10 protein-coding genes and 2 pseudogenes are annotated in these 19,049 nt (G+C 59.2%); 4 read left to right on the top strand and 8 right to left on the bottom strand.

The window, feature by feature from the left end; translation table 11 throughout:
* The 4 genes from QRN31_RS18520 to putP all read right to left on the bottom strand — a co-directional run.
* Window positions 1-3,226, bottom strand: a 3,226-nt coding sequence (locus QRN31_RS18520; RefSeq protein ID WP_285433641.1) for a DUF6531 domain-containing protein, incomplete at its 3' end; no start/stop codon positions are given.
* Window positions 3,226-3,963: a DUF4123 domain-containing protein gene (locus QRN31_RS18515; protein ID WP_285433640.1), complete on the bottom strand. Its 738-nt coding sequence runs from the start codon at window positions 3,961-3,963 to the stop codon at window positions 3,226-3,228. The genes QRN31_RS18520 and QRN31_RS18515, both read right to left, overlap by 1 nt.
* Window positions 3,953-5,971, bottom strand: coding sequence for a type VI secretion system Vgr family protein (locus QRN31_RS18510; protein ID WP_285433638.1), 2,019 nt, complete (start codon window positions 5,969-5,971; stop codon window positions 3,953-3,955). The genes QRN31_RS18515 and QRN31_RS18510 overlap by 11 nt, the downstream gene beginning before the upstream one ends.
* A 366-nt stretch (window positions 5,972-6,337) precedes the next feature.
* Window positions 6,338-7,822, bottom strand: a complete 1,485-nt coding sequence (putP, locus tag QRN31_RS18505) for a sodium/proline symporter PutP (RefSeq protein ID WP_259155680.1) — start codon at window positions 7,820-7,822, stop codon at window positions 6,338-6,340.
* Between the two features lie 463 nt (window positions 7,823-8,285).
* On the opposite strand from putP, the gene putA reads away from it, so the two are divergent.
* Both putA and QRN31_RS18495 read left to right on the top strand, forming a co-directional pair.
* On the top strand, window positions 8,286-12,236 hold the full coding sequence (gene putA, locus QRN31_RS18500; protein WP_285433636.1) for a trifunctional transcriptional regulator/proline dehydrogenase/L-glutamate gamma-semialdehyde dehydrogenase: 3,951 nt from the start codon (window positions 8,286-8,288) through the stop codon (window positions 12,234-12,236).
* A 247-nt stretch (window positions 12,237-12,483) separates the two neighbouring features.
* Window positions 12,484-14,286 (top strand): acyl-CoA dehydrogenase, encoded by a 1,803-nt coding sequence (locus QRN31_RS18495; RefSeq protein ID WP_285433634.1) that lies wholly within the window; start codon window positions 12,484-12,486, stop codon window positions 14,284-14,286.
* A gap of 117 nt (window positions 14,287-14,403) precedes the next feature.
* On the opposite strand, the gene QRN31_RS31640 is transcribed toward QRN31_RS18495, so the two are convergent.
* The 4 genes and pseudogenes from QRN31_RS31640 to QRN31_RS18480 form a co-directional block, all read right to left on the bottom strand.
* The gene (locus QRN31_RS31640; RefSeq protein WP_502942505.1) at window positions 14,404-15,135 is read right to left on the bottom strand and encodes a methyl-accepting chemotaxis protein; all 732 of its coding nucleotides are present in this window, start codon (window positions 15,133-15,135) and stop codon (window positions 14,404-14,406) included.
* A gap of 132 nt (window positions 15,136-15,267) precedes the next feature.
* Window positions 15,268-16,311 (bottom strand): annotated as a pseudogene (locus QRN31_RS31635) (HAMP domain-containing protein); the annotation flags it as partial.
* Window positions 16,312-16,456: 145 nt separating this feature from the next.
* The gene (locus QRN31_RS18485) at window positions 16,457-16,759 is read right to left on the bottom strand and encodes a cell division protein ZapA (RefSeq protein ID WP_090176477.1); all 303 of its coding nucleotides are present in this window, start codon (window positions 16,757-16,759) and stop codon (window positions 16,457-16,459) included.
* Window positions 16,756-16,986, bottom strand: a complete 231-nt coding sequence (locus QRN31_RS18480) for a hypothetical protein (protein WP_285433629.1) — start codon at window positions 16,984-16,986, stop codon at window positions 16,756-16,758. Before QRN31_RS18480 ends, QRN31_RS18485 begins: the two co-directional genes overlap by 4 nt.
* Before the next feature lie 98 nt (window positions 16,987-17,084).
* Between QRN31_RS18480 and QRN31_RS31630 the strand changes: the two are divergent.
* Window positions 17,085-18,032: pseudogene (locus tag QRN31_RS31630) on the top strand (MCP four helix bundle domain-containing protein); the annotation flags it as partial.
* Window positions 18,015-18,887: a methyl-accepting chemotaxis protein gene (locus QRN31_RS31625; protein ID WP_502942503.1), complete on the top strand. Its 873-nt coding sequence runs from the start codon at window positions 18,015-18,017 to the stop codon at window positions 18,885-18,887. The pseudogene QRN31_RS31630 and the gene QRN31_RS31625, both read left to right, overlap by 18 nt.
* Window positions 18,888-19,049: the final 162 nt, after the last annotated feature.

Here is a 19,049-nt window from a genome sequence, read left to right as displayed (position 1 = left end):
GCCGCGCGCCGTTGAGGTCGATGGCGGTCAGTGCGCCGCCCTTGGCATGGTGGTAGTCGAGTTTGCTGCCGTCCGGCAGGCGCAGATGATTGAGCTGGCCGCAGGCGTCGTAGGCATAGCGCAGCGTGCCCCAGCCCTGATGTTCGGTGATCAACCGATCTTGTCGGTCGTACTCGAACTCGAGCGGATGGTCGTGGCCATCGTCGACGCTGACCAACCGGCCGAGGCTGTCATGGCGGTATTGGACCTTGACGCCATCGGGCAGATTTTTGACCAGCAAGCGACCGGCCGAATCCCGCTCGTACCCGGTGATCAGCGGCGAGCCGTCATCGCCAAACTCGGTTTTCTCCAGCAAATGGCCATTGAGGTCGTAGGCATATGCCGTGCGTCGACCATCGAAGCCAGTTTCCTGTCGGATCAAGCCGCCGGGGGTGTAGTCCAGCCGATACGTTTCGCCGGATTCGTTCTCGATTTCCGTGAGCAACAGCTGCGCGTTGTCGTAGCGATAACGCAGTTCCGTACCGTCAGGGTTAATCCGGCGGCTGACCAGGTGCAGATCGTCGAGGTATTCGTAGCGCGTGACGCGACCGAGTTCGTCGCGTTCGGCGGTGATCTTGCCGTAGGCGTTGTAGCTGTAGGCACGACTTGCGCCGGTAGGAAGAATCGTCTGGATCAGTCGGCCAACAGCATCCCATTGCGACTGGGTGACTGCGCCATGTTCGTCCTGACGCGTAATCTGCCGACCCAGTGCATCGTAGGAAAACCGCCGTACGCCACCATCGGGCAGTGTTTCCTCAACCAGTTGCCCCAAACCGTTCCAGACGAACACATGCCGGCTGGTATCCGGGTAGCGGATCGACAGCAACTGACCTTTTTCGTCGAAGTGGTAATGGGTGATCTGGCCGTCAGGATCGGTGGCCTCGGTGACGTCGCCCTGAGCGTTGCGCTGATATTTCCATACCGCTTCACCGCGATAACGGGCGTGCAGGAATCCGTTGCGGTACTCGTAGGACGTTGGCTGGTCTTCCGGTGGAATCAGCGCCACCAGCCGTCCGACTTCGTCGTAGCGGTATTCGTTCACCGCCCCGAGCGGGCCCTGCTCGGCAATCAACCGGCCCTGATCGTCGTAGGCCTTGAGGTGTTCGCCGCCGTCCAGGTCGATCCGACGCACCAGGCGCGCTCGGTCGTCGTGGACGTAAACCTCTTCGCTGCCATCGATGTTTTTAACCAACACCGCGCCGTCGTCATCCCAGACATAACGCGTATCCATCTGTGCAAACGAGGCCCAGTGGCGGACACATCGAGCCGCCTTGCCGGACCGTTCCCACTCCCAGAAGAAACTCGCCCCACCGGCCAGTTGCCGTTGCAAAATCACGTGGTGATCGTCGTAGTCGTAACGTTCGCTTTCGCCGGCGGCGTTGGTGGCTTCGATGAGTTGATCGCGCTCGTCGTAGCGATAACTGACCAGCGTCTGCTCGGTCTTCCAGGGGCCATCGAGCGTCTGGGCCGGGACAAACACCTGGTAGTCGACGGCGATCAGATGGCTGCGCTCATAGCGCAACAGCAAGGCGCGGCCGGCGCCGTTGTCGAGGCGTTTGATACGGCCCTGTCTGTCGCGGGTGAGGCGCAGACGGTTGTCGTATCCGTCGCTGATCGCTGTCAGAAAACCATTCTGAAAGTGGTAGAAACGGACTTCGTCACCGGCCTGGGTAAGGATCAGTTCTTCAGGCTGGTCACCCAGGAAAATCGCGGCGCGCGAGAGGCTGTTGTGAATTTCCGGGCGTGCAGCGTTCGGCAACGGAAAGGTGGTGCGACGGTTTTCGTGGTCGACCCAGATGACCGTGTCGCCGTCGATTTCCAGTCGATGGGATAACGAATGGCTCCAGCCGAAACCGAGGCCGCAGTCGATGTCGGCGGCGCTGGTGCGGTAGAGCCGGGTGAAGTCGAACGGCAGGATGCCGTCGAGCGAACCATCGGTGAGGGTCAGCAACTCTTCGCCGGTGACCATCGACACCGGGCATTTGTTGGTGGCGGTTTTGTCGGCGAAATCGGCGGGGGCGCCGTTGGGGTTTTTCGCTTGAACCGGGACGTTGTCGTGATGCTCGGTTTGCTTGAGTGTGGTGTTGCGCTTGGCATCCCAGCGTAGGAGCAGACGACCTTTATTTAGTCCCGCAGCAACACCGCGTACAGCGACTGTTTTGTAGCGGTCTACATACTCCATGAAGTTGTTGATGATCGTGACCATCGACTTCACGAAGCCCATTGCTGCCTGAAAGATCTGCGCGCTGTACTTGGCCAGTCGCACTGTCAGCCAGGCAATACCGACGCCGACCACGCTCAACACCAAGCCAATCAACAAGTCGATAACCAAGCCAACCACGACTTTGGAAATGGCCTCAGCCGAGGTCCCGGCCAATTGCGATGGCGGCAATGCTTCGAGCCATAGCATTGCGGTGCGCATCAGCAAACACAGCGCCGCCTCGTCGCTGGCCAGCAGCATGGCTTTTTCCATCATGTCTGGAGCGCTGGCTGCGAGCCCTGCGAGTTCTCCTGCACTTTCACCCAACTTCTCGGCAAAGGCGCCGGGGTCTTTCAGGATTTCGGAAATTTCACCAATGCCATCCCAAACCTCCTGAATCGCCGCCCAACCTCCTGCAAGCATTCCATTGCCCACGGCGGCCAACGATGCCGACGCCGATTGCTGCGACCACTGTGGTTTAAATCCCTCCCATTCCTTGCGCAGCCAGCTCTCCAGCTCCGTGGTCAGACCGTTGTAAGAAGTGAAAAGATCATCAATTTGAGCCGGCGTAACTTCACTCTGGACATGAACGCGATAGAACTTGCCGGGCGTGCCTTTGAACTGTCCTTTACCGTTTTCATCGAGCTTGACCGGTGTGCTCTCTCCGCCATCGCTGGCAACCACATCAACCGAAATATTCCCCAACGGAATGTCATAAACCGATTCGAACTTGCTCTCGATCTCCAGGATTCCACTTGCAGGACACCGCGCCAAACCCGAGAAAAAATCATCGTCGCGACTGCTCACCGCTGTCGTCGTATCGCCAAGCTTTATCAGCCGCTCCATGTCCAACAGCGAAGGCATGTCCATCGCGCGGCTGGCCTTGTCCGCATTCCGGCTCAAGAAGCTGCCAAGTTGCTGCCGATACAAAACCAAGGTGTCTTTAAAACCGTCGAGCTCCTGCTCGATCCATACGATCTGATCCATCAGTCCAGCTCCGTTATCAGGTAATCCACCAAGGCTGATTTCGGTGCTTGAGGCAGGTCCGGCGTATCTAGAAAAGTCGCGACTTTGTGGCGCAATACGCTCGGCGAAAACGCCTCAAAAAGATCAGGTCGGTCCTCGCTCAACCACATCAACAAGTTGTTAATACGGGTTGTTACGGACTCGTTGGCGAGGTGTTTGAGCAGCGATGCAGAAACTTCCCACCACGGAAAAACCCTGGAAGTTTTAAGCGCACTACCGCCGATATCGAGCGGCTGACCATTGATCAAACAACGGTCGATCACAGGCATTAACTGCGCGGCCTTAACCTCAGCAGACTGAAGAATCGGCAGCAAATAACGCCCATCCCAGAACCGAAAAAACACCGCATTACCGTTTGGTAAAAGCACTTGAGTGAGGCTGCGCAGATGCTCGACCAGCACGTCTTGAGATGCAGAAGAGACCGCCAGCCAACCCCAATCCCGAGACTCGGTGCTGGCAACCCACTCCAGAAACTCACCGCCCGCAGCGACGATTCCGACATAGGGCATGACCGGTTCCCACTCGGCGTAGGCGGTGTCGGCCCAGATCGGGCTCGGTGCCTCAGCAGAAATCGCGTACCGCCACGCTTTGAATGGCTCCGCTGCGCTGGCATTACTGAAGATCGCGAAGAGTTGTTCCGACGGTTTTAGCGGATGTCGTTCCAGCCATTCATGAGGCGACAGGCAATCAGGCTGCACAGACACCGTCCTTGCAGCGCTCGCATTCCTCACAGAACGGCGCGTCACTTTTCAGGCTCAGGATCTGCGCGGCGCTCAGCAATGCGGCCGGGGCGGCGGCGAGTTTCAATGGCATGTCGGGCGAGGCAGGTGCCGCCGCCATGGCCGGCATCAATGCGCCGCCCACCTGAATCGGTACGCTGCTGAAAATCCCGCCGGGGCCAATGTTGATCCACTGCCCGCCGGCCTGAATCGTCGCGCTCGCGCCGCCGTCGATGACCACTTGCTGGCCGGCGCTGACATGGAATCGCTGACTCGCATTCAGCGCCTGACTGGTCACACGAATGTGCCGGTCACCGACCACCACCAAGTGATCATCGAGCTTCACTTCGATCTGGCGCTGGCCATGAGTGATGCGCTGCTCGTCAGCCTTCAATTCATGGCGAGCCATGCCGGTGACGACGATGCTGCGGGCGTTATCGACCTGCACTTGTTGATCGTTCAACACGTGTTCAGTCCAGTTTCGCTGGGCGCGCAGGTAGATTTCTTCGGCGCCTTTGCGATCCTCGATGCGCAATTCGTTGTAACCGCCGCCACCGGGACTGCTCTGGCTGCGGAAAATGCTGCGGGTCTTGTCGGCGGGCAGGTCGAGTGGCACCGGCGTCGCCGCATTCGGCAGGCAACTCATCACCAGCGGTTTGTCGGCATCGGCGTCGATAAACCCGACCAGCACTTCCATGCCGACCCGTGGAATCAGCACACTGCCGTAACGGTCGTGGGCCCAGCCAGTGGCTACCCGCAGCCAGCAACTGGAATGCTCATTGAGTTGTCCGTCGCGGTCCCAGGCGAGCTGAACCTTGACCCGGCCGAACTCGTCGCAATGGATTTCGCTGTCGACCGGCCCGGTGACCACGGCCGGTTGATAGCCGAGCATGCGTGGTTTGTCCGGGCCCAGTGGCGGGCGAAAGGAAACGTCCCACGGCGTAGCCAGAAACGTATTGCGATAGCCCTGGAAATCATCCGGGTCGTCGCTGGTGGCTGACTCTTCCAGCACCTGCGGCTGTCGGCCACGGTGTTCGATTGCGGTGATCAGCCACAAGTCATTCCATGCCTGGTGCGGATGCTCGGCGAGGCGCAGGAAATGTCCGCAAACCAGCGCCGAATCGTCGCCTTTACCTTCAGCCTGACGGAAGTCTACGTTGTGGCGTTCGAGTGTGCGTTGGGTCAGTTGCTTGCCATGTTCGCGATCAATGAATTGGCCGGGGAAGTGGTAGTCCTCCAGCACCGGACGCTGTTCGCTGTCGAGACGGGATTCGAGTTGCAGACGTGGTTTTTGAAAGTCGTAATCGCGACGGGCGACTGCGGTGGTGCGGGTTTCCAAACGAACGTTGAAGCGTTTAATGGCCGGTGCCTGCGCCGCCATGCCGCTGCCCGGCAAGTACAGCGTCGGCTCGGGCAGACGAGGGAACACCGTCTGGTCATCGCCGAACACCAGCAGGTGCCCGTCAGGACTGTGCTGGAAGTGGTAGTGAATACCGATCTCGGCACACAGGCGCTGAATGAACGCGAGATCGCTTTCGGCGTATTGCACACAGTATTCGCGAGGCGAGTAGTCGCTGCCGAGACGAAACTCGAACGCATCGCGCTGGATGCCGTGGTCCTTGAAAACCTGCGCGATGATCGTTGGCACACTTTTGTGCTGGAAGATTCGCTGGTTGATGCGCTGACCCAGGTAAGCCAGTCGTGGTACGAGGCTGACCTGATAGCCCGTCAGACGCTTCCCGGAATCGCTTTGCCCGACCCGAAAAATCTGACCGTGAATGCCGGAACCTTCTGCATCAAAACTTAGAAACGCCTGACGATGCAGCAGGCTTTCAAGCTCGATGTCCGGTCGTTCGCTGACCAGCTCGAGGTCAAAACGGTAGGGTTGGCTAATGGCTTCCGTGCCCGTGAACTCAAGTACCTTGAGCTCATTCTGGACGCCGTCGATGGTCAACGTGAAACGCGGTTGATTGGCAGGAGCGAACATCCGATGTGTCTCTGCAGAATGAAGGCGGGCGATTCTGCATGAGCAACAAAGGGTGTTGAGGGAGGGACAGGAAAATCAGATTTGCCCTACTTTTTTAGAGATTTTTCCTTCAGAAATGAGTGTGTTTTGCTACAGACATCTCCCTCAATACCACCACCAACCCTGTGGGAGCGAGCTTGCTCGCGATGGCGTCAGGTCAGGCGACATTGATGTTGAATGATCTGCCGCTATCGCGAGCAAGCTCGCTCCCACAGGGGTATGCACAGAGATTCAAGATTTGTGCAGGCCAAAAAAAACGGCCCGCCTCCAAAAGGAAGCGGGCCGTTTTTATGCTCGGTGAATGGTCAGAGCTTCAGCTCATCGCGATCACTTGTTCAGGCGGTAATCAGCCTCGGCAGCAGCGAAGCGCTGCAGCATACCGGTCGTCGGCGTGCCCAGTTTGCTGACGATGTAGATCGCCAGGCTGGCGAAGATGAAGCCAGGGATAATTTCGTACAGACCCAAAAGCTCGAAGTGTTTCCACACGATCACGGTGATCGCGCCGACCAGGATGCCGGCCAGTGCGCCGTTGCGGGTCATGTCTTTCCAGATCACGGAGATCAGCACAACCGGACCAAACGCAGCACCGAAACCTGCCCATGCGTAGCTGACCAGACCCAGTACCCGGTTGCTCGGGTTAGCCGCCAGCGCGATAGCGATCAGGGCAACCAGCAGCACCATGGCGCGACCGACCCAGACCAGTTCAACCTGGGAAGCGCTCTTACGCAGGAAGGTTTTGTAGAAGTCTTCGGTCAGGGCACTCGAGCACACCAGCAACTGGCAGCTCAGGGTGCTCATGACGGCAGCCAGGATGGCCGACAGCAACACACCGGCAATCCAGGGATTGAACAGGATCTTGGCCAGTTCGATGAACACACGCTCGTGGTTTTCGCTCACAGGCATGGCCACGGCAGGGTTTGCCGAGAAGTAGGCAATACCGAAGAAGCCTACAGCGACGGTGCCGCCCAGGCACAGGATCATCCAGGTCATGGAAATGCGACGGGCATTAGCAATCGACTTGACCGAATCCGCCGCCATGAAACGCGCCAGGATATGCGGCTGACCGAAGTAGCCCAGCCCCCAGCCCATCAACGAAATGATGCCGATGAAGGTGGTGTTTTTCAGCATGTCGAAGTTGCTTGGGTCTTGCGCTTCGATGGCCAGGAAGGTGGTGTCGATACCACCGGTGGCCAGCAGCACGATGATCGGCGTCAGCAGCAGGGCGAAGATCATCAGCGTGGCTTGCACGGTATCTGTCCAGCTCACTGCCAGGAAACCACCGACGAAGGTGTAGGCAATCGTTGCAGCAGCACCGGCCCACAGCGCGGTCTCGTAGGACATGCCGAAGGTGCTTTCGAACAGACGGGCACCGGCGACGATGCCGGAGGCGCAGTAGATGGTGAAGAACACCAGGATCACGACCGCAGAGATGATCCGCAGCAGACCGCTTTTGTCTTCGAAACGGCTGGAAAAGTAATCCGGCAAGGTCAGCGCATCGCCGTTGTGCTCGGTCTGCACACGCAGACGGCCGGCGACGAACAGCCAGTTCAGGTAAGCACCGATGATCAGACCGATGGCGATCCAGCTTTCGGACAGACCGGACATGTAGATAGCGCCCGGCAGGCCCATCAACAACCAGCCGCTCATGTCGGAAGCACCGGCAGACAACGCGGTAACGACGCTGCCCAGGCTGCGACCACCCAGAATGTAGTCAGAAAGGTTGTTGGTGGAGCGATAGGCCATCAAGCCGATCAGCACCATTGCTGCGATGTAGATCACGAACGTGATCAGGGTTGGATTGCTTACGCTCATTCGAGTGATGCCCTGGCTTTGTTTTTATGTACGGCGAAGCGTGAAACGCCGACAGACGACAACGTCTGTTGAACCGATTTCCAGCCCCGCGCATTTATGACTGATGTTTCCCCAGGAAAGCCATCAGCCGGTGCACCTGTCTTTTTTGACCGGTTGCACCTTGGGCGCGAATGCTATTCAACAAAGCAAATAAGGTGCAACCAGTTTTATGAGAATAAGTTGCACCTAATACGATTTACCTGAAAAAGCCCTGTTTTTGCTCCCTTTTAGGGCAGTCCTGACGGTTTACTAGAAGTAAAAGCACCAAGCAGAAGCAGGACGTTCGTACCGGAATTTATTTCCTGACGAGCTGCTTATTATTCCGACAAAAAAAGGGTTGCACCCGGTTGCACCTCGACGGTTGCACGGCTAATCTTGCCGCCAGCTGATGCCACGCGGTCGTGGCAAACATGAGGATAAAAATATGGCTACCACCACCCTTGGGGTCAAACTAGATGACCCGACCCGCGAGCGCCTCAAAGCTGCCGCGACTTCGATTGATCGCACGCCGCATTGGCTGATCAAGCAGGCAATTTTCAATTACCTGGAAAAACTCGAGGGTGGTGCAACCCTGACCGAGCTGAGTGGTTTGACCAAGGATTCCGACGAATCCGTCGATGCGCCTCTGGATCACGCCCACCAGTGCTTCCTCGAATTCGCTGAAAGCATCCTTCCGCAATCGGTCCTGCGCGCCTCGATCACCGCTGCTTACCGTCGCCCTGAGCCGGAAGTGGTGCCGATGCTGATCGAACAGGCTCGCCTGCCGGTCGCCATGGCAGAAGCCACCAACAAACTCGCTGCTTCGATTGCCGAAAAACTGCGCAATCAGAAGAGCGCCGGCGGCCGTGCCGGGATTGTTCAGGGTTTGCTGCAGGAATTTTCCTTGTCGTCCCAGGAAGGCGTGGCACTGATGTGCCTGGCCGAAGCGCTGCTGCGTATCCCGGACAAAGGCACTCGTGACGCGCTGATTCGCGACAAAATCAGCACCGGCAATTGGCAGCCGCACTTGGGCAACAGCCCGTCGCTGTTCGTCAACGCCGCCACCTGGGGCTTGCTGCTGACCGGCAAACTGGTCGCCACCCATAACGAAACCGGCCTGACCTCATCCCTGAGCCGCATCATCGGCAAGAGTGGCGAGCCGATGATTCGCAAGGGCGTCGACATGGCCATGCGCCTTATGGGCGAGCAGTTCGTGACCGGCGAAACCATCGCTGAAGCCCTGGCCAATGCGAGCAAGTTCGAAGCCAAGGGTTTCCGCTATTCCTACGACATGCTCGGCGAAGCGGCACTCACCGAACACGACGCCCAGAAGTACCTGGCCTCGTACGAACAAGCCATCCACTCGATCGGCAAAGCGTCCCACGGTCGTGGGATTTATGAAGGCCCGGGCATTTCGATCAAGCTGTCCGCTTTGCACCCGCGTTACAGCCGCGCCCAATACGAGCGCGTGATGGACGAGCTGTACCCGCGCCTTCTGTCGCTGACCTTGCTGGCCAAGCAATACGACATCGGCTTGAACATCGACGCCGAAGAAGCCGACCGCCTCGAGCTGTCGCTGGATCTGCTGGAGCGCCTGTGCTTCGAGCCGCAACTGACCGGCTGGAACGGCATCGGTTTCGTGATCCAGGCTTATCAGAAGCGTTGCCCGTACGTCATCGACTACGTGATCGACCTTGCTCGCCGCAGCCGTCATCGCCTGATGATTCGCCTGGTGAAAGGCGCGTACTGGGACAGCGAAATCAAGCGCGCCCAGGTCGAAGGCCTGGAAGGCTATCCGGTCTACACCCGCAAGGTGTACACCGACGTTTCCTACATCGCCTGCGCGCGCAAACTGCTGTCGGTGCCGGAAGTCATCTACCCGCAATTCGCCACGCACAATGCCCACACCCTGTCGGCCATTTACCACATCGCCGGTCAGAACTATTACCCCGGCCAGTACGAGTTCCAGTGCCTGCACGGCATGGGTGAACCGCTGTACGAACAGGTTGTAGGCAAGGTTTCCGAAGGCAAGCTGAACCGTCCGTGCCGCGTGTACGCACCGGTCGGCACTCACGAAACACTGCTGGCGTACCTGGTACGTCGCCTGCTGGAAAACGGCGCGAACACCTCGTTCGTCAACCGCATCGCCGACCAGTCGATTTCGATTCAGGAGCTTGTGGCCGATCCAGTGGCCAGCATCGAGCAGATGGCGACGCTGGAAGGCGGCTTCGGCCTGCCGCACCCGCGTATCCCGCTGCCGCGTGATCTTTATGGTGCCGAGCGCGCCAACTCCAGCGGCATCGACATGGCCAACGAACATCGTCTGGCTTCGTTGTCCTGCGCCCTGCTGGCCACTGCTCACAACCACTGGAAAGCCGCGCCGATGCTCGGTTGCGCCTCCAGCACTGAAACCCCTGCGCCAGTCCTGAACCCGTCCGATCTGCGTGACGTGGTCGGCCACGTGCAGGAAGCCACCATTGAAGACGTCGACAACGCGATCCAGTGCGCCCTGAAGGCTGCACCGATCTGGCAGGCCACCCCGCCCGCCGAACGTGCCGCGATTCTTGAACGTGCCGCTGATTTGATGGAAGGCGAAATCCAGCCGCTGATGGGCCTGCTGGCTCGCGAAGCCGGCAAGACGTTCGCCAACGCCATCGCCGAAGTGCGTGAAGCCGTGGACTTCCTGCGTTATTACGCGGTGCAGGCACGTAACGATTTCACCAACGACGCCCACCGCCCGCTGGGTCCGGTGGTGTGCATCAGCCCGTGGAACTTCCCGCTCGCAATCTTCAGCGGCCAAGTAGCTGCTGCATTGGCTGCCGGCAACCCGGTATTGGCCAAGCCTGCGGAACAAACCCCGCTGGTAGCGGCTCAGGCCGTGCGCTTGCTGCTCGAAGCCGGGATTCCGGAAGGCGTGCTGCAACTGCTGCCGGGCCGTGGCGAAACCGTGGGGGCTCGCCTGGTCGGTGACGATCGGGTCAAAGGCGTGATGTTCACCGGTTCGACCGAAGTCGCTCGCTTGCTGCAACGTAACGTCGCCGGTCGTCTGGATGCACAAGGTCGCCCGATTCCACTGATCGCCGAAACCGGCGGCCAGAACGCAATGATCGTCGACTCCTCGGCATTGACCGAACAGGTTGTGATCGACGTGGTGTCGTCAGCTTTCGACAGCGCCGGCCAACGTTGCTCGGCTCTGCGTGTCTTGTGTCTGCAGGAAGATTCCGCTGATCGCGTCATCGAAATGCTCAAGGGCGCGATGGCTGAATGCCGTCTCGGCAACCCGGAACGCCTGTCCGTGGACATCGGCCCGGTGATCGACGCCGAAGCCAAGGCTGGCATCGAGAAGCACATCCAGGCCATGCGCGACAAAGGTCGCAACGTGTACCAGGTGGCCATCGCCAACAGCGAAGAAGTCAAACGCGGCACCTTCGTGATGCCGACCTTGATCGAACTGGAAAGCTTCGATGAGCTGCAACGGGAGATTTTCGGTCCGGTGCTGCACGTGGTTCGCTACAAGCGCAAAGACATCGATCAGCTGATCGGTCAGATCAACGCTTCGGGTTACGGCCTGACGCTGGGTGTTCACACCCGGATCGACGAAACCATCGCCAAGGTGATCGACAACGTCAACGCCGGTAACGTCTACGTGAACCGCAACATCGTCGGTGCCGTGGTGGGCGTGCAACCGTTCGGCGGCGAAGGTTTGTCGGGCACCGGTCCGAAGGCCGGCGGTCCGTTGTACCTGTACCGTCTGCTGTCGACGCGTCCTACCGATGCGATTGAACAGTCCTTCGCTCGCGGCGACGCCATCGCAGCACCGGATGTACGTCTGCGCGATGCCATGAGCAAACCGCTGACTTCACTGAAAGCCTGGGCCGACAGCAACAAGTTCAGCGACCTGAGCACCCTGTGCGGGCAGTTCGCGGCACAATCGCAGAGCGGCATCACCCGCGTTCTGGCAGGCCCGACCGGCGAGCGCAACAGCTACGCCATCCTGCCGCGCGAACACGTGCTGTGCCTGGCGGAAGTCGAAGGCGACCTGCTGACGCAACTGGCGGCGGTATTGGCGGTGGGCGGTTCGGCGGTTTGGCCGGACGCTGACTTGACCAAGGCTTTGTTCGCACGTCTGCCGAAGGACATTCAGGCGAAGATCAAGCTGGTGTCCGACTGGAACAAGGACGAAGTGGTGTTTGATGCGGTTCTGCATCATGGCCATTCCGATCAGCTGCGTGCGGTGTGCCAGCAAGTGGCCAAGCGTGCCGGGGCGATTGTCGGGGTTCATGGCTTGTCCCAAGGCGAGACCAACATTGCGCTGGAGCGCCTGGTGATCGAGCGGGCGTTGAGCGTTAACACGGCTGCTGCCGGTGGTAATGCGAGCTTGATGACGATCGGTTAAACCCTCCTTGTGATCGTTCCCACGCTCTGCGTGGGAATGCCTCCTGTGACGCTCTGCGTCACGCCGTTTTGGGGACGCAGAGCGTCCCGGGCTGCATTCCCACGCGGAGCGTGGGAACGATCATTTCAGCCCTCCTCTGCTTTATCCTTCCCTCTCGTTCTGTCTCTCCATCACGCTCATCAATCATCCTGTTCAGCCTTTATTCCCACGCCTAGACTCGGCCCATTCCAAAAAAAGGTAGGCCGCCATGTCCGAGACGTTGCTCAGTTCCCGCAATCTGGCTTTCGAGCTGTATGAAGTCCTCGATGCCGAGGGCCTGACTCAGCGTGAGCGTTTTGCCGAACACAATCGCGAAACCTTCGATGCGGCTATCGGCACCGCTCGCAACATTGCCGAGAAATTCTTCGCGCCGCATAACCGCAAGAACGACGAGAACGAGCCGCGCTACGAAAACGGTCAGGCGATTCTGATTCCGGAAGTGAAGCCGGCGGTGGATGCCTTCCTCGAAGCCGGTTTCCTCAACGCGGCGCGCAGCTTCGACGCCGGCGGCATGCAACTTCCTACGCTGCTGTCGCAGGCTTGCTTTGCGCATTTTCAATCAGCGAACGCGGCATCGACTTCCTATCCCTTCCTGACCATGGGCGCGGCCAACCTGATCGAAAGCTTCGGCACCGATGAACAGAAGCAGCGCTTCCTGCAACCGATGATCGACGGTCGCTTCTTCGGCACCATGGCGCTGACCGAGCCGCACGCCGGTTCTTCGCTGTCGGATATTCGTACACGCGCCGAGCCTGCGTCTGACGGCACCTATCGCCTCAAGGGCAACAAGATTTTCATCTCGGGCGGCGACCATCCGCTGTCGGAAAACATCGTGCACATGGTGCTGGCCAAATTGCCGGACGCCCCGGCCGGGGTGAAGGGTATTTCGCTGTTTATCGTGCCCAAGTTTCTGGTCAACGACGACGGCAGCCTCGGCAAGCGCAATGACGTGCTGCTGGCCGGGCTGTTCCACAAGATGGGCTGGCGCGGCACCACCTCCACCGCGCTGAACTTTGGCGATAACGGGGAGTGCGTCGGCTATCTGGTGGGCAAGCCGCACCACGGTTTGAGCTACATGTTCCAGATGATGAACGAGGCGCGGATCGGCGTCGGCATGGGCGCGGTGATGCTCGGTTACGCCGGTTATCTGTATTCGCTGGAGTACGCCCGTGAGCGTCCGCAGGGCCGGGTGCCGGACAGCAAGGACCCGAACACCGCCCCGGTGGCGATCATTCAGCACGCTGACGTCAAACGCATGTTGCTGACTCAGAAGGCCTACGTCGAAGGTTCGTTCGACCTTGGGTTGTATGCGGCGCGACTGTTTGATGACACCACGACGCTGGAGACTGAAGACCAGCGCAAGCAGGCCCACGAGCTATTGGATTTGCTGACGCCGATCGTCAAATCCTGGCCGTCGGAGTTTTGCCTGAAGGCCAACGAACTGGCGATCCAGATTCTGGGCGGCCACGGCTATACCCGCGAATACCCGGTTGAGCAGTATTACCGCGACAACCGCCTGAACCCGATTCATGAAGGCACCCACGGGATTCAGTCACTGGATTTGCTCGGGCGAAAACTGGCGCAGAACGGTGGTGCCGGGCTCAAGCAATTGATCCGGCTGATCGCCGACACCGCCGAGCGCGCTCAGGCATACGAATCGCTGACGGCAATGCGTGAACCGCTGGAAAAATTGGTGGCTCGCCTGCAAACGGTGACCATCGGTTTACTCACCGACCTTGCTCAGGGCAAGGTCAACAGCAGCCTGGCGAATTCGGCGTTGTACCTGAAAGTGTTTGGCCACACGGTGATTGGCTGGCGCTGGCTGGAGCAGGCGATTCGTGCCGAGGAAGGGTTGGCCAAAGGCAATGCGGCGGATGTGAGCTTCTATAAGGGCAAGCTGCAGGCGGCGCGGTATTTCCTGACGTGGGAAGTACCGGGTTGCCACCATGAGCTGGCGATTCTTGAGGCGCGCGATGATGTGTGCCTGACAATGCAAGATGAATGGTTCTGACACCGATCGTTCCCACGCTCTGCGTGGGAATGCCTCAACGGACGCTCCGCGTTCGGCTCTGGAAGGGAAGCGGAGCGTCCCGGGCTGCATTCCCACGCAGAGCGTGGGAACGATCGCTCAGCTCAACTTGAAACTGCTCATCTGCCGCGCCAGATCATCGGCCAACCGTTGCAACGTCTGGCAGTCCTCGCGGCAAGCCCTGACTTCGCCTGCCGTCGCCCGGGCCAGATCGGAAATCCCCTGGACGTTGCGGTTGATCTCTTCGGTCACCGCCGATTGCTCTTCCGTCGCCGTTGCCACCTGATGGTTCATGTCGCTGATGCGCTCGACCTGACCGGTGATTGCCGTCAATGAAGCGCCGGTGCGCTGGCTCGACTCAACGCCTGTGCCTGTCGCCGCTTGCCCGGAATGCATTGATGACACCGCATTCTCCGCGCCCTGCTTGAGACTGCCGATCATCTGTTGAATCTCATCGGTGGACGCCTGCGTCCGCCGCGCCAGCGTGCGTACTTCATCGGCCACCACCGCAAAACCACGCCCCATGTCCCCGGCTCGCGCGGCTTCGATGGCCGCATTCAGCGCCAGCAAATTGGTCTGCTCGGAAATCCCGCGAATCACCGCCAGCACCTGATCGATGGACGCCACCTGATTGGCCAACTCACCCACGGCGCCCGCCGCAATACCGATTTCATCCGACATGCTTTCAATATGCCGGATCGACCCGCCCACCACTTCCCGCGCCTGCATCGCTTCATCGCGAGCATTTTGCGAAGCTACGGCGGCATTACCCGCGTTCTGGGCGATTTCCTGCACGGTCAGGCCCATCTCGTGAACGGCGGTGGCGACCATGTCGGTCATTTCCTGCTGGCGACCAGAGCGCTCGGCAGTGTTGTCCACCACTCGCGCCACTTGGCCGACGGCCGTGCGCAAACGCTCACTGGTGGTCAGCACTTCGCCAATCATCTGGCGCTGACTGTCCAGGAACCGGTTGAAGCCTCGAGCCAGGTCGCCCAGTTCATCGGCGCGACTGGAATCTAACCGGTGAGTCAAATCTCCACCACCGCTACCGATGGCCACCAGCGCCGCTGTTACCTGACGAATCGGCCGCACCAACCCACGGGCCAGCAATACCACCAACAGCAGACACACCAGCGCCACCGCCAGACCGATACCGCTGCTCATCCACATGGCGCGACGGGCTTCGGCGTAGATCTGCGACTGCGGCACTTCGGCCACCAGGGTCCAGCCCAAGTCCCGCAACGGCAGGCTCAACGCCAGATAATCTTCGCCGTCGCGCACGAAGCTGCTGTTGGTGGCAACTGCTTTTGAGCCAGAGAGGTGACCCATCACCGCTTGTGCGGCAGGCGCGCCGATTTGCTCGGCCAGTGTGCGTTTACCGCTGAATTGCGCTTCGGGATGAACCTGGATCAAACCGTCGGAACGCACGAGATAGACCTTGCCGCGCGCGCCAAAACTGAAGTTGTGGATCAGCTCCGACAGCTCTTTCATGCTCAGGCCAAGTCCGGCAACGCCCACGGTTTTACCGGCCTGTTCGACTTTGAGGTCGATGAACAGCGCCAATTCTCCGGTCGCGGTGTCATTGTCGATATTGAGGGTGCGCGGCTGGTTGCTGTCCAGGAATGTGTAGAACCAGGCGTCTTTGGGGTTGGAACGGCTGAGGGTCCGGTCCAGGCCTTTTTCAGTGAAGTAGTGGTTTGAAGCGGTGCCGACGATCAGCGCGGTGAACGCCCTGTGCTCGGCGCGGAGGCCTTCCAGGTACTGGACGAATGCGTTTGTCTGGGCGCTGCTTTCACCCCCGGCCAACCAGTCGCGCACCATGCTGTTGCTGGCGATGTCCTTGGCGGCAGTGAGGGGTTGAACGAGGATACGCTCGATGTCGTTGCGCATCGCCTCGATGCTCGACGGCAGCGCTTGTTCGACCAGGTAGCTTTGGGCGAGACGATTGACCACCAGGGTATAAATGCCAACCACAATCAGAATGCTGACCAGCAGGGCGGTGCCCATACTCAGGATCAACTGCCATTGAATACTGCGTCGCCAAAACTGCATGGAGCACCCCCAAAGAATAAGAGGCTGAAACACTGCAACAGCCGTGCCGATTGTATACAACGCAACCGACAATTTATTCTTTGGTTGTGCGCAAAGCCGATCAGGCCTGATTGATCGTCTTGGAGATCACTTCAACCGTGGCGCTGACTTGCTCTTGGTAACGGTCGAGTTCCTGCTTGTGCTGCTTTTTCATTTCGATCTGCTGGGAACACAGATTCATCGCGGCTAGCACCAGCAGGCGGTCACCGATCAGCGTCGGGTACTTTCTTTTAGTGTCGGCCAGGGCAGCCTTCAACATCATCACGGCGTCCAGCAGGGTTTGCTCTTCCCCGGCCGGCGCCTTGATCGAATAGTCCTCCCCCAGGATCGAGACGACTTTTACCCCTGCGGCGCCGTGGTTCATGCGCTGACCGGGCCGGCGCTGACGCGCTCAACCAGGGCCTGGATGCGTGCGGCGGTGGCACCTTGTTTCTCTTCCTGTTCCATCAGGTTCAGTTGCAGGCTTTCGTTTTCATCCTTGGCCTGGGCCAGTTCTGCACTCAGGATTTGGTTGGTGGCGAGCAGGCTCTGGTTCTGTTGCACCAGGTCGCTGACCAGCTGTTCCAATTGGCTTAGGGATGCTTCCAACATTTTGATTTTCCAAGCATTTTCAAAGGGCGCGTACGATAAAGAAAAGTCACCACGGATGCCAGGGTTATTGCGGCGCAAGGCCTTGATTTTCCTGGCGGATGAGCTTCCTCGCGAACTTTAAAGACTGTGATTGGCGGATCTGGTTCCTGCACTTCGTCGCCGGGCGTCCCGTGCGACAAAACCGCACAGCCGCTCAAGACTTTAGTCGCATGACCGATAAGTCCCCCATACGTCAGTCTCAGCACCGCACGGGTGCGCTCATTTCGGTAAACACCATGTCCCTTCGTAATATGAACATCGCACCGCGAGCGTTCCTCGGTTTCGCCCTGATTGGGGGTTTGATGCTGGTTCTGGGGGTATTTGCCTTGAACCAGATGAGCAAGATTCGCGCAGCGGGCGTAGACATCGCCTCCTCAAGTGTCCCGAGCATCAAGAGCCTGGACGAATTTACCCAACTGACCCTGCGTCTGCGGGTGTTGTCCTACCGCTTGCTGGTCAACCGCGAACCTGAAGTGCAGCAGAAAACCTTCGAGCTGTTTGATTTGCGCAATCAGCAGATTCGTGATGCTCAGAAGATCTACGAACCGCTGATCGACGGCCCGCAAGAACGCGCGGCTTATGACCAATACGTGCAGTTGCTGGCGCAGTATCGCCAACTCGAAGACCGCATGAAGACGCTCTCGCGCAATAACCAGATCGATGAACTGCGCAAGATGCTCAACACCGAATTGCTCTCCAACTCCGAGGCTGTCAACTCGGCCCTCGCCAAGTTGCTTGAAATCAATACGCAACAGCTTGAGACCACCAACACCCACGCAGGTGACCAGTACTCGACGTCCTTTAACCTGGTCATCACGTTGCTGGTGATCGCCGGCGGCCTGACCTTGCTGTTCGCCTGGTTACTGACCAACAGCATCACCAAGCCCATCGCCAATGCCCTGAGCGCCGCCGAAGAAATTGCTGAAGGCAATCTGACTCGCCCGATCACCGTTGACGGCGAAGACGAAGCCGGTCGTTTGCTGTTGGCCATGTCGAAGATGCAGGACAAATTGCGCGACACCCTGCAACGGATTTCCGGCTCGGCCACACAGTTGGCATCCGCCGCAGAAGAGTTGAACAGCGTCACCGACGAAAGCGCCCGTGGCCTGACTCAGCAGAACAACGAAATCGAACAGGCTGCCACCGCAGTCAACGAAATGACCAGCGCCGTGGAAGAAGTCGCCCGAAACGCGGTGAGCACCTCCGAAGCCTCGAAAAACGCCACCACATCGGCCGGTGACGGGCGTGACCTGGTGCAGGAAACCGTCAGCGCCATCGAACGTATGAGCGCTGATGTGCAGAGCACGGCGACTTTGATCGGTGATCTGGCCAATGAGTCCCGCGACATCGGCAAGGTGCTGGACGTGATTCGCGGCCTGGCAGATCAAACCAACCTGCTGGCGTTGAACGCGGCGATTGAAGCGGCCCGTGCCGGTGAGGCCGGTCGTGGATTTGCGGTGGTGGCGGACGAGGTTCGTGCACTGGCCCACCGCACCCAGCAGTCGACCAGCGAAATCGAACGCATGATCGGCAGCATTCAGAGCGGCACCGAGCACGCGGTGAATTCGATGCGCAACAGCACCGAACGCGCCGAATCGACCTTGAACATTGCCCGTGGTGCCGGTTTGTCGCTGGACACGATCAACAGCGCCATCGTCGAGATCAATGAACGCAACCTGGTGATCGCCAGCGCGGCTGAAGAACAGGCACAAGTCGCCCGGGAAGTGGATCGTAACCTGGTGAACATCCGGGATCTGTCGGTGCAGTCGGCAACCGGGGCGAATCAAACGAGCGCGGCGAGTAACGAACTGTCGCGGTTGGCGCTGGACCTGAACAATATGGTTGGGCGGTTTAGCCTTTAACCCGTACAGGATCGTTCCCACGTCGAGGCGTCGAACCGTCTGCGTGGGACTCCGCGTCCCAAAATCGGACGCAGAGCATCGATTGAGGCATTCCCACGCAGAGCGTGGGAACGATCACGCCTCCTGATCTGCGATGCTGCAAAAGCTTTTTGACAGCATCAC

The sequence above is a fragment of the Pseudomonas sp. fls2-241-R2A-110 genome (genome assembly GCF_030209165.1).
Classification (GTDB): domain Bacteria; phylum Pseudomonadota; class Gammaproteobacteria; order Pseudomonadales; family Pseudomonadaceae; genus Aquipseudomonas.
Note: the sequence above shows the minus strand (reverse complement) of the source record. Positions and strands in the feature narration are given on the sequence as shown.